The organism is Rhodovulum sp. ES.010, assembly GCF_900142935.1.
Lineage (GTDB): Bacteria > Pseudomonadota > Alphaproteobacteria > Rhodobacterales > Rhodobacteraceae > Rhodovulum.
Genome location: NZ_FSRS01000001.1, coordinates 1,188,156 through 1,199,015, shown reverse-complemented (window position 1 = coordinate 1,199,015; position 10,860 = coordinate 1,188,156). Strand labels below are relative to the sequence as shown.

At 69.4% G+C, this 10,860-nt stretch carries 11 protein-coding genes and 1 riboswitch; of the genes, 8 read left to right on the top strand and 3 right to left on the bottom strand.

The window, feature by feature from the left end; genetic code table 11:
* Nucleotides 1–14: 14 nt before the first annotated feature.
* A riboswitch (cobalamin riboswitch) is annotated at nt 15–228 on the top strand.
* A 32-nt stretch (nt 229–260) separates the two neighbouring features.
* From BUR28_RS06015 to cobC, 3 genes are all read left to right on the top strand, one after another.
* Nucleotides 261–635 carry a hypothetical protein gene (locus BUR28_RS06015; RefSeq protein ID WP_074219296.1) on the top strand — a complete coding sequence of 125 codons (375 nt, stop codon included), beginning with the start codon at nt 261–263 and terminating at the stop codon, nt 633–635.
* Between the two features lie 78 nt (nt 636–713).
* Complete coding sequence (gene cobS, locus BUR28_RS06010; RefSeq protein ID WP_074219295.1) at nt 714–1,526, top strand: adenosylcobinamide-GDP ribazoletransferase; 813 nt, start codon at nt 714–716, stop codon at nt 1,524–1,526.
* Nucleotides 1,517–2,077, top strand: a complete 561-nt coding sequence (cobC, locus tag BUR28_RS06005) for an alpha-ribazole phosphatase family protein (RefSeq protein WP_074219294.1) — start codon at nt 1,517–1,519, stop codon at nt 2,075–2,077. Before cobS ends, cobC begins: the two co-directional genes overlap by 10 nt.
* Here the strand turns inward: cobC and BUR28_RS06000 are convergent.
* Genes BUR28_RS06000 through hmgA form a run of 3 tightly spaced genes read right to left on the bottom strand, consistent with a single transcriptional unit; the run spans nt 2,074 to nt 5,358 of the window.
* Complete coding sequence (locus BUR28_RS06000; protein WP_074219293.1) at nt 2,074–3,024, bottom strand: MBL fold metallo-hydrolase; 951 nt, start codon at nt 3,022–3,024, stop codon at nt 2,074–2,076. The two genes, cobC and BUR28_RS06000, sit on opposite strands and share 4 nt — an antisense overlap.
* Nucleotides 3,021–3,980, bottom strand: coding sequence for a fumarylacetoacetate hydrolase family protein (locus BUR28_RS05995; protein ID WP_074219292.1), 960 nt, complete (start codon nt 3,978–3,980; stop codon nt 3,021–3,023). The genes BUR28_RS06000 and BUR28_RS05995 overlap by 4 nt, the downstream gene beginning before the upstream one ends.
* Before the next feature lie 13 nt (nt 3,981–3,993).
* Nucleotides 3,994–5,358, bottom strand: coding sequence for a homogentisate 1,2-dioxygenase (gene hmgA / locus BUR28_RS05990; RefSeq protein WP_139307500.1), 1,365 nt, complete (start codon nt 5,356–5,358; stop codon nt 3,994–3,996).
* A 66-nt stretch (nt 5,359–5,424) separates the two neighbouring features.
* On the opposite strand from hmgA, the gene BUR28_RS20565 reads away from it, so the two are divergent.
* The 5 genes from BUR28_RS20565 to BUR28_RS20355 all read left to right on the top strand — a co-directional run bounded on the left by BUR28_RS20565 (nt 5,425) and on the right by BUR28_RS20355 (nt 10,854).
* Complete coding sequence (locus tag BUR28_RS20565; protein ID WP_083626476.1) at nt 5,425–5,766, top strand: MarR family transcriptional regulator; 342 nt, start codon at nt 5,425–5,427, stop codon at nt 5,764–5,766.
* Nucleotides 5,767–5,960: 194 nt separating this feature from the next.
* Nucleotides 5,961–6,224, top strand: coding sequence for a hypothetical protein (locus BUR28_RS05980; RefSeq protein WP_074219290.1), 264 nt, complete (start codon nt 5,961–5,963; stop codon nt 6,222–6,224).
* A gap of 402 nt (nt 6,225–6,626) precedes the next feature.
* A complete protein-coding gene (locus BUR28_RS05975) occupies nt 6,627–9,338 on the top strand; it encodes a methyl-accepting chemotaxis protein (RefSeq protein ID WP_074219289.1) in 2,712 nt (903 codons plus the stop codon).
* A gap of 174 nt (nt 9,339–9,512) precedes the next feature.
* Nucleotides 9,513–10,388 (top strand): type-X family DNA polymerase, encoded by an 876-nt coding sequence (locus BUR28_RS20360; RefSeq protein ID WP_217693510.1) that lies wholly within the window; start codon nt 9,513–9,515, stop codon nt 10,386–10,388.
* Nucleotides 10,375–10,854: a PHP domain-containing protein gene (locus BUR28_RS20355; RefSeq protein WP_217693509.1), complete on the top strand. Its 480-nt coding sequence runs from the start codon at nt 10,375–10,377 to the stop codon at nt 10,852–10,854. Before BUR28_RS20360 ends, BUR28_RS20355 begins: the two co-directional genes overlap by 14 nt.
* Nucleotides 10,855–10,860: the final 6 nt, after the last annotated feature.

The following is a 10,860-nucleotide window of genomic DNA, read 5'->3' as shown; positions in this document are numbered from 1 at the left end:
ATCGCCGACCCGGCGGCTAGCCATTTGATGATGGTTTTCGCGGGACAGCGCTGTGCCGCGGATGAAAAGGGAATGCGGTGCGCTTGGAAAAGGGCAAGTCCGCGACTGTCCCCGCAACTGTAGGCGGTGAGCGACCCCGGAACGGCCACTGGACCTGATCGGTCCGGGAAGGATCGGGCGAGCGATGACCCGCAAGTCAGGAGACCTGCCATCGTTTGTGTAACCGACCCGGGCGGGGTGTCCCGGACAGGAGGTCAGCCATGGACGACTCCAAAGGGCCTCGGGCCCAGAACGAAGCCGAACCCCTGGCGCCGGGCGGCCCCGGCGCACCGATGATGCTGGAACTGGTTCTCTTGCAATTGCAGATGCCCGCACCGGGCGGCGAGCGAGCGCGTGAACGCGCGCGGCTGGCGTTTCTGCAATGGCTTGCGAGCCTTCCGGGGCACTGCGATTTCCCCGCCGCCGTGCGCGCGGCGGCGGCGCGGACGGCGGCGTTGGGCGAGTCGGGGCCGTCGGTTGCGGCCTTCCGCGCGTTGCTGGCAGAGGCCGAGGCAAGGCCGTCGGTGGCGCTCGATCTGTCCCTGCCGCGCCCGCGCCGCAGGGGAGGCGCCCGCGCCCGCCGGATGTCGTTCTAGCCGCGCCGCCGCGATGCGCGCGGTCTTGATGGACCTGCGCCGCCGGCGTATCAGCGCCGAGTCAAAAGCGGAGACATCATGGACGCAAGCGATCGATCCGACCGGCGGCCGCGACACGGCCTCGTCGCAGGGTTGGCCGAGGAAACGCGGCTGGCCCTTCTCGCGGTGCAGTTCCTGACGCGCGTGCCGGTGCCCGCGGCGGACATCTTCACCCCCGAGCGGATGTCCCGCGCGGTGCGCTACTTCCCGCTGGTGGGCCTGGCGCTCGGCGCGGTTCTGGGGGCGGTGCTGGCGCTTGGCTCCGCGGTCTTTCCGCCGGTGGTGGCCGCGCTGCTGGCGGTGGCGCTTGGCGTGCGGCTGACCGGTGCGCTGCACGAGGACGGGCTGGCCGATCTCGCCGACGGCCTGGGCGGTGCCGACACCCGCGAGCGCGCGCTCGAGATCATGCGCGACAGCCGGATCGGCAGCTACGGGACATTGGCGCTGGGTCTGGTGATGGCCCTCAAGGTTGCCGCGCTTGCGCATATGGGCGTGGCCGTCGGCGCGTGGGCGCTTGTGGCCGCGCACGGGCTCAGCCGGGTCGCCTCGCTCATCCTGATGCTGCGGCTGCCCTACGCGCGCGAAGAGGGCAAGGCGGGCTTCGCGTCGCCCGGCGCCGGGCGCGGGCCGGCGCTCATCGCCGCCGGGACCGTGGTGCTCGCCCTCCTGGCGGTCGCGGCGACGGCGGGGGCCGGGGCCGCGGTGAGCGCGGCGATCGCCACGGCGGCGGTGACCGCCTGGATGGGGACGATGCTTGTGCGGCGCCTTGCAGGGCACACCGGCGACGCGCTGGGTGCGGTCCAGCAACTGAGCGAGACGGCGGTCTTGCTGGCCGTTCTGGCATGGGTCTGATCCTCCTGCGCCACACCGCGCCGGACGTCGCGCCGGGCACCTGCTATGGCCGGCTCGACCTCGCGCCCGGCCCCGATTTCGCGGCCGAGGCGGCGGAAATCATCACGCGTCTGCCGCTGGTGACGCGGCTCCTGACCAGCCCGCTTCGGCGCTGCCGGTCCCTGGCCGAGGAAATCGGCCGGGCACGGGGCCTGACGGTCGAGATCGAGCCCCGCCTGATCGAGATCGATTTCGGCGCGTGGGAGGGGCTGCCCTGGGACGCGGTGCCGCGCAGCGAACTCGACGCCTGGGCCGCGGATTTCTGGCAGGCCCGGTCGCATGGCGGCGAAAGCGTGGGCCAGTTCACCGCGCGCGTGGCGGGTTTCCTCGCCGAGCAGGGTGCGGCCAGCGACTGGCTGGCCGTTACCCATGCCGGGATCATGCGCGCCACCCTGCACCTGCTGGGCCGGGACGAGACGTGGAAAAGCCGCTTCGCCTATGGCGAGACGCTCCGCCTCTCCCCCGCCGAGCTGTCGGCGCTCGCCCAGCCCGGTGGCCGGGCGACGGCCTAGCCCTGCAGCGCATCCCACATCTCGCGGTCGCGCTCCGCGGTCCAGATCCGCGGCGTGTCGATCCACAGCGCCTCGTCATAGGCGCGGGCGACGTTGAAAGGCAGGCAGTGCTCGTAGATTGCGTAGTCGCCGAATTTCGGGTCGCAGGTGGCGCGACAGGCCGCCATCGCGTCTTTCAGCGTGCCGCCGCCCTGGGCGACGCGGGCGACCGAGCGGTAGGTCGAGGCGACGAAATCGGCGGTGTTGTCCAGCGCCTTCTCGACCATCGCACGGCCGACCAGGGCATCGCCGCGGCCCGGCGCGATCGCGTCGAGGTCGTAGGCGCGGATCGCCTCCAGCGTCGCGGGCCACTCGGTCAGGTGGGCGTCGCCGCAATAGCAGGCCGAATGGTATTCCACGATGTCGCCGGTGAACATCACGTTGGCGTCGGGCACGAAGGCGACGATGTCGCCCGCGGTATGGGCGCGGCCGAGGAAGGCCAGGTCCACACGCCGGCGCCCGAGGTAGATGGTCATCCGGTCGGAGAAGGTCAGCGTTGGCCAGGTCAGGCCCGGGATGCTCTCATGCCCCTCGAAGAGCCGCGGGAAGCGCGCGAATTCGCTGTCCCAGTCTTCCTGCCCGCGCTCGACCACCATGGCGCGGGCCGCCGCGCTCATCACGATGTCGCGCGCGCCATAGGCCGAGGCGCCCAGCACCCGCACCGCATGGTAATGCGTGAGAACCACATGGCTGATCGGCTTGTCGGTCACGCGGCGGATCTCGTCCACCACCTTGCCCGCCAGCCGGGGCGTGGCCTGGGCATCGACCACCATCACGCTGTCCTCGCCGATGATGACGCCGGTATTCGGGTCGCCCTCGGCGGTGAAGGCCCAGAGCCCGTCGCCCACCTCGGTGAAGCTCACCGTCTTTTCCGCGAGATCGCCCGCGGACGCGAATGCCTTGCTCATGTTCCCCTCACTTCCTGGTCGATCGCGCCGAAGATCGGCCGACCGTCCGCGTCGTCCATCCAGATGCGCACCCGGTCGCCGGGCTGCAGGAACGGCGTGCGCGCCGCGCCCTCACGGATCGTCTCCACCATGCGCTGTTCGGCGAGGCAGGCATAGCCCCGGCCGCCCTCGGCCACCGGCGCACCGGGGCCCCCGTCGGCACCCCGGTTCGAAACTGTGCCCGAGCCGACAACGGTGCCCGGACCGAGGGACCGGGTCCTCGCGGCATGCGCGATCAGCGTCGGGAAGTCGAAGGTCATGTCCTCGCCGGCCTCGACCCGGCCGAAGGGCGCGCCGTTCAGATCGACGCAAAGCGTTCCGTGCAGCCGGCCGTCGCGCCAGCCGGGGCAGGTCGCGACCTTGACCGCGACGGGGGCGCAGGCCGAGTGCGGTTTCGACTGCACGAAGCCGAACCCCTTTGATAGTTCTTCCGGGATCAGGGCGCGCAGCGAGATGTCGTTCAGCAGCATAACGTAGCGGATCGCCCCGGCCGCCTGGTCGGGGCTCGCGCCGCGGGGCACATATCCGGTGATCACCGCCACCTCCGCCTCGAAATCCATGCCCCAGGCGGGGTCGCCCACGATGTCGTCGGTGGGGCCCAGGAACCCGTCGGACGCGCCCTGGTACATCAGCGGGTCGGTCCAGAACCGCCCGGGCATTTCGGCCCCGCGCGCCCGCCGGACAAGCGCGACGTGGTTCACATAGGCCGAGCCGTCGAGGAACTGGTAGGCACGCGGCAGGGGGGCGGCGCAGAGCCGGGCGTCGAACGGCCGCTCTTCGTAGGCCGGCACCAGCCGGTCATGGTCGAGCGCGGCCTGGAACGTATGGTCGGTGCAGGCGCGCTGGGTGGTCAGGTCGTCCGAGACCGCCACCAGCCGCCCGTCCGGCGTGCCGTCGTTCAGCGTGGCGAGTTTCACCGAAAGGGCCCCGTCACTTGCCCTCCGGCGTGCCGTCGAACTTCTTTTCGAGGTCCTTCCAGCAGTCGATATAGTCGTCCTGCAGGGGCGCCTCGCGCGCCGCGAATTCCGTCAGCTGCTGCGGAAAACGGGTCTCGAACATGAAGGACATGGTGTTGTCGAGCTTCTGTGGCGCCAGCTCCGCATTCGTCGCCTTCTCGAACGCCTCGCGGTCCGGCCCGTGCGGCAGCATGCAGTTGTGCAGGCTCATGCCGCCCGGCACGAAACCCTGCGGCTTCGCGTCGTACCGGCCGTAGATGTTGCCCATCAGCTCGGACATGACGTTCTTGTGGTACCATGGCGGGCGGAACGTGTCCTCCATCACCATCCAGCGCTCGCGGAACAGCACGAAGTCGATATTCGTGGTTCCCGGCACGCCCGAGGGCGCGGTCAGCACGGTGAAGATCGACGGGTCGGGATGGTCGAACAGGATCGCACCGATCGGGCAGTAATTGCGCAGATCGTATTTGCAGGGCGCGTAATTGCCGTGCCAGGCGACCACGTCGAGGGGCGAATGAGGGATCTCGCATGCGTGGAACTGCCCGCCCCATTTCACGATCATCCGGCTTGGCACCTCGCGGTCCTCGAAGGCGGCGACCGGCGTCTTGAAATCGCGCCGGTTCGCCATGCAGTTGGCGCCGATGGGCCCGCGGCCCGGCAGCTCGAACTTCTGCCCGTAATTCTCGCAGACGAAGCCGCGGGCGGGGCCTTCGTCCAATTCCACCCGGTAGACCAGCCCGCGCGGGATCAGCGCGATCTCCTTGGGCTCCAGGTCGATCACCCCCAGCTCGGTGCAGAAGCGCAGCCGCCCCTCCTGCGGCACGACCAGAAGCTCGCTGTCGGCGGAGTAGAAATATTCGTCCTCCATCGACGCGGTGACCAGGTAGACATGCGCGGCCATCCCGGTCTGAGTGGTCACGTCGCCCGCCGTGGTCATCGTGCGCATGCCGCTCACGAAGCTCAGCGGCGCATCGAAATGCGGCACCGGGTCCCAGCGGTACTGGCCCAGGCTGACCACGTCGGGCAGGACATGCGGCGCCGACTTCCAGTAGGGCATCTCGATCTTCCGGAACCGGCCCGAATGCTTGACCGAGGGCCGGATGCGATAGCACCAGGTGCGTTCGTTCTGGTGGCTCGGCGCGGTGAAGGCGGTACCCGAAAGCTGTTCGCCATAAAGCCCGTAGGCGCATTTCTGCGGGCTGTTCATCCCCTGGGGCAGAGCGCCCGGCAGCGCCTCGGTCTCGAAATCGTTGCCGAAGCCCGGCATGTAGCCCGGATGCGTCCCGACGGGCGTGTGGGCCTGCACCAGCCCGGAGATGCGCGCGCGGTCGTCCACCATGTCCTCCCTGTCTGGGGGATTGGGTAAATGTTACGTTTGTAACTATCAACGCCAAATACCGGGAAGATGATGCCGCCTGAAACGGAGTTCGACCTGGCCGCGTTCCTGCCCTATCAACTAACCGCGCGGCCGAGGCCGCGAGCGCGGGATTTTCAGGACATCTACCGCGCCGCGTACGGGATGCGCCGAACGGAATGGCGCGTGCTGTTCAACCTCGGGCGCGATGGGCCGATGACGGCGACGCAGCTCGGGCGGCTGGCGCACACGCACAAGACAAAGGTGTCGCGGGCCGTGCGCGGTGCTGCGGGCCTGCCTTCTGCGACTTGCCGGGCCCAAGGCGGGCGAGGGGCGGGCCCGCCGGCCCTCGGAGACCTGATTCGGCCGCAAGGGCGGTTACATATAGAATAATTATCAAGAGATTGCCGTGAGGCCGGGATCCCCTCTGCGCAGGGCAGTGCTGCGCCGGAAAGTACATCCAATTGTCTGAAAAGGATCCGCCGCCCACGCCCCGGCGGCGGAATTCCACCCCATTCGGAGAGGACGCTGGACGGGTTCGGCGGGCCCGGCGGTTCGGGGCCGCCCCTAACCGGAAAGGAACGATCATGACAGCAACCGGACTCTCCCCCCAGGCGGACCTGGCCAAGGGCTTCGACGCCCCCGGTCAGGATGTCGCCGTCGCCTTTCTCGCGACACTCCTTATGGGCCCGTTCGGAATGGCATATTCCACGCGCATCGGGGCGATCGTGATGGTTGCCGCGACCCTTCTCGTGGCGCTTCCGACACTGGGTCTCGGCGTGGTGCTGACCTTGCCGATCTGCATGCTCTGGGCGGTCCTCGCCGCGGTCGCGAACCGCCGTCGCGCCTGACACCGGCGGGGCGGGCCAAGGCGCAGCCGGCCCCGATGCCCCCGCAGATGCGGGCCTTTGGGCGGCAAGCCCCGGCGCGTTCGTCCGTGCCACGGCTTTTTCCACCGGGAATTTCGCTGCTTTTTTAATCGAAGTCCGCACCCGAATCCGGCTCGGCGCAAGGGGCCGTTAATCATTCCGGCCATACTCGTCGGCATACACGCGGTGCGGACGAGCAACCTTCGCCGGTCTCGGAGTTCCGCCTTCCGCATCGTGAAGCCCGGCCCATCGGCCGGGATGAACCGAACGGGTGTGTTGCCAGGGGGCCAAGACGGCCCCGGACACGCGCCCGGAACACACCGAACCGGGCGGCCAGAATGCCTGCCGGTTTCCCATTCCGCGACGCCCAATCCGGAGGGCACCATGCGTCACGTCGTCAATTTCCTGTTTGGCAGTATTGCGCTGAAGATCGCGCTCAGTCTCGCGTCGATGGCCGGCATGATCGCTTGTGCCGTCCTGATCGGGCTCGGCCTGTTCCAATCCCTCTCGCCGCCGCTCAACGCCCTGCTGAGGGAAGAGATCCCGGGCATTCGCAACAGCCAGACGGTGATGGCCTACACCGGCGACATGAAGGACGCGATGTTCGACATGCTGGTGGCCGAGGATGCGGCGGGCGTGCGCTACGCCAGCGACGCCTTCGAGGTCCAGAAATCCTACCTCGTGGATGCGATGGCCGCGCTGCCGGCCGATCAGTCCGCCGACATCAATGCGCTTCTGGCCGATCTCGAACAATCCTTCGCCGACATGGCCGGCGCGATGGAGGCCAGCTTCCAAAAGGGCGCGGCGCTGCAGGACGCGATTGCCGAATACACCGCGCTGGCCGCCGAGGCCAATGCCGCGCTCGCACAGCTTTCGGACGACGCGGTCTATGACATGGGGCTCGCCGTCGACCAGACCGTCGAGGTGCTGTCGCAAAGCCTGGACTGGCTGGTCGACGAGGACGTCGCCTCCGTCTCGCTGATCCTGCGGGTGCGGGGCGGTCTCAACCTGCTGACCGGTCTCACGCTCGCACGCGGCGCGACCTCGGACGCCTTGCTGGCGGTTTCGCTGGACACGCTCGCGGCCGGGGCGCTGGAGACCCTGCGCGACGAACTCGACCGGCTTGAGGCGGGCGATGCCATGACCGACCACATGCCGATGCTGCGCGAGGCCGAAGCCACCTTCGCCGCGACGCTCGACGGGGGGCGCGTGCGTCCGGGCGAGATCATGGCGCTGCACGAGACTGCCCGCACCGTGCTGTCGGAGGTGATCGATGAACGGATCGCGCTCCTGCACGAAAGCGCGGACTATGCGGCGAGCTTCAACGAAGAGGCGATCGTGCGGCTGATGGAGAACGAGATCCAGCAGCTTCGCGATGCCGACGCGATCCAGATCGCCGTCGAGACGCTGATGGCCGAAACCTATCTCGGCGCCACGGCCGACGATTTCGACGCGGCGGATGCCGCGCAGGCCCGGCTCGACGCCGCGGTTGCCGAGCTTGTCGCCCTGCGCGACGGTGCCTTCGTCAGCGACGACGTGGTGGCGATGATCGACCGGATCGTCGCGGTGGCCGACCCCGAGACCGGCGTCGTGGCGACGCGGGCGGCGATGCTCGACGCCGAGAGTGCCGCGCTCGCGACCTCCAAGGTCGCGCTGGTCTGGCTGCGCCGGATCGCGGAGGCCGCGTCGATGCATTCCGAGCAGATGATGGCCTCGGCGGTAACCGCGGGCGACGGGCTTTTGGTGCAGGCCGAGCGGGCGGAGACGCGCATGAACCTGGTCGCGATGGGCGCGCTGGGCATCGTCGCGATCGCGCCTGTCCTGACCTGGCTGATGGTGCTGGGGCCGCTGGCGCGCCTGACGCGCACCACCGAAAAGCTCTCGCGCGGGGAATACGACCTGTCCCTTGTCAGCGACATCCGCTTCCGCGGCGGCGAACTTGGCCGGCAGGCGCGCGCGCTGGCGATCTTCCGCGACAAGCTGATCGAGCGCGAGGAGATGCAGCAGGAGCACGAGAGGATCGAGGCCGAGCGCCACGCGCATGCCCAGGCGCAACGCGAGGTCGTGGAAAGCCTGGCCGAGGCGCTGCGCGGCCTTGCCACGGGCGATCTGACCGCAAGCCTCGATACGGCCTTCCCAGACGAGTACGAGGAGTTGCGCCACGACTTCAACGCCACCCTCGGCGCGCTGAACGACTTGGTCGGTTCGGTGGTCGAGAACGCGATCGAGATCACGGCCCGCGCCGACGAGATCAGTTCCGCCTCGGACGATCTCTCGCACCGGACCGAGACCCAGGCCGCGACGCTGGAGGAAACCGCCGCCGCGCTGGACGAGCTGACCAGTTCGGTGCGCTCCGCGGCCGATAGCGCGGGCGAGGTCGACCAGGTCGTCCAGGATGCCCGCGGCGATGCCGAGGCCTCGGGCCGCGTCGTCTCCGACGCCGTCGATGCGATGGGCGAGATCAAGCGCTCCTCCGACGAGATCAGCCAGATCATCGGCGTGATCGACGACATCGCGTTCCAGACCAACCTCCTGGCGCTCAACGCCGGCGTCGAGGCGGCGCGGGCGGGCGAGGCGGGCCGCGGCTTCGCCGTGGTCGCCTCCGAGGTGCGCGCGCTGGCGCAGCGGTCGTCGGAAGCGGCGCACGAGATCAAGGAGCTGATCTCGGCGAGTTCCGACCATGTCGAGTCCGGCGTGACGCTGGTCAACCGCGCCGGCGAGGCGCTGGGCGATATCGTGTCCCGCGTCGCCTCGATCGCCGATCTTGTCGGCGGCATCGCGACGGGCGCCCAAGAGCAGTCGGTTGGTATCGGTGAGATCAATACCGGGATGTCTCATCTCGACCAGGTCACCCAGCAGAACGCCGCGATGGTCGAGGAAACCACCGCGGCCGCGATGACCCTCAAGAGCGAGGCCACGCATCTGCAGGAGCGCGTCGCCCAGTTCCGCCTGCGCGACGGAGCCGGGGCCGCGGGGGTCGGCGCAATGCGCGCCGTCCCGACGGCGGCGCCGGGCAAGCCGGCCGCCGGAAGCGCGCCGCGTGGCGCCGAGCCGCGCAGCGCCGCCGCCGGCGGCGGGGGGTGGCAGGACTTCTGAGCCGCTCGCCCGGCGACGATCCAGCCCGACCGAAAAGCGGCCGCGACCGAAACGGTGGCGGCCGTCCCGCGTTTGTCAGGAGGCGGCCCGGCAGGACGCTCGGCGAGGCGCGCGACCATGCGGCTTGACGCGGCGACCGTCCGGCGGATCGTGGGATAGGGGGAGGTGGCGCCGATGCCCGTGCATAACAGCGAAGTCGCGGCGATCTTCGATCACGTCGCGGACTTTCTGGAGATTCGCGGGGCCAACCGGTTTCGCGTGCGGGCCTACCGCAACGCGGCAACCACCGTTCGCGACCAGAGCCGGCGCGTGGCCGACATGGTGGAGGCAGGCGAGGACCTCTCGGCCCTGCCCGATATCGGAGAGGACCTCGCGGGAAAGATCGCCCAGATCGCGCGCACCGGCCACCTGTCCTTGCTGGACGAGCTGTCCGACACCATGCCCGAGGCCGTGGTCCAAGCGACCCGCATCCCCGGCATCGGCCCCAAACGGGCGCGGGCGCTGTTCGAGGCGCTGGACCTCGCCTCCATCGACGACCTGGAGCGGGCCGTGAAGGAGGAGCGAATCGCGGAGATCGCGGGCTTCGGCGCGAAGACCGAGGCGAAGATCCGGGCGGCGCTGGAGGCCGGCGATCTCGAGGAACGGCGCACCCGGCGCGACGTGGCCGAGGAATTCGCCGAGCCGCTGATCGCCTGGATCCGCGAAATCGACGGTGTCGAGACGGCCGAGATCGCGGGCGGCTATCGCCGCTGCCAGGAGACGGTCGGCGACCTCGATATCCTCGCTGCCGGGGATGCGGGGGGCGCGGTCATAGATCGGTTCGTCCACTACGACGAGATCGAGGAGGTCGCCTCGCACGGCAAGACGCGCTCGACGGTGCGGCTGCGGTCGGGGATGCAGGTGGACCTGCGCGTCGTCGCGAAAGAGAGTTGGGGCGCGGCGATGCACTATTTCACCGGCTCCAAGGCGCACAACATCGCCGGACGGCGCCGGGCGCCGGGCGCAGGCGCGCGGGCTGAAGCTCAACGAATACGGGTTGTTCGACGGTGAAACCCGCGTCGCCGGCGCGACCGAGGAAGAGGTCTACGCGGCGATCGGCCTGCCACGGATCGACCCGGTTTTGCGTGAGAATCGCGGCGAGATCGAGGCGGCGGAGGCGGGCGACCTTCCCGATCTCGTGACCCTCGACGCCATGCGGGGCGATCTGCATGCGCACACGACCGGCTCGGACGGCAAGAACACGCTACGCGAGATGGCCGAAGCGGCGCGGGCGCGCGGCTACGACTACCTCGCGATCACCGATCACTCGAAAAGCAGACCCAGGCGGGAGGGCTCTCTGCCAGCGCGCTCGAGGCGCAGATCGATGAGATCGACGCGCAGCTCGACAAGCTCGACCTTGTCGTCGCTTCGTTGCATGCGGGGCTCGACCTCGACGCAGAGGCCCAGACCGCGCGGTTCCTGCGGGCGATCGACAATCCCAGAGTCGGCATTATCGGCCACCCCACCGGCCGGCTGATCGGCC

Coding starts and splice junctions, on each gene's coding strand:
- BUR28_RS06015 (WP_074219296.1), top strand. CDS start 261: ATGGACGACTCCAAAGGGCCTCGGGCCCAGAACGAAGCCGAACCCCTG.
- cobS (WP_074219295.1), top strand. CDS start 714: ATGGACGCAAGCGATCGATCCGACCGGCGGCCGCGACACGGCCTCGTC.
- cobC (WP_074219294.1), top strand. CDS start 1,517: ATGGGTCTGATCCTCCTGCGCCACACCGCGCCGGACGTCGCGCCGGGC.
- BUR28_RS06000 (WP_074219293.1), bottom strand. CDS start 3,024: ATGAGCAAGGCATTCGCGTCCGCGGGCGATCTCGCGGAAAAGACGGTG.
- hmgA (WP_139307500.1), bottom strand. CDS start 5,358: ATGGTGGACGACCGCGCGCGCATCTCCGGGCTGGTGCAGGCCCACACG.
- BUR28_RS20565 (WP_083626476.1), top strand. CDS start 5,425: ATGATGCCGCCTGAAACGGAGTTCGACCTGGCCGCGTTCCTGCCCTAT.
- BUR28_RS05980 (WP_074219290.1), top strand. CDS start 5,961: ATGACAGCAACCGGACTCTCCCCCCAGGCGGACCTGGCCAAGGGCTTC.
- BUR28_RS05975 (WP_074219289.1), top strand. CDS start 6,627: ATGCGTCACGTCGTCAATTTCCTGTTTGGCAGTATTGCGCTGAAGATC.
- BUR28_RS20360 (WP_217693510.1), top strand. CDS start 9,513: ATGCCCGTGCATAACAGCGAAGTCGCGGCGATCTTCGATCACGTCGCG.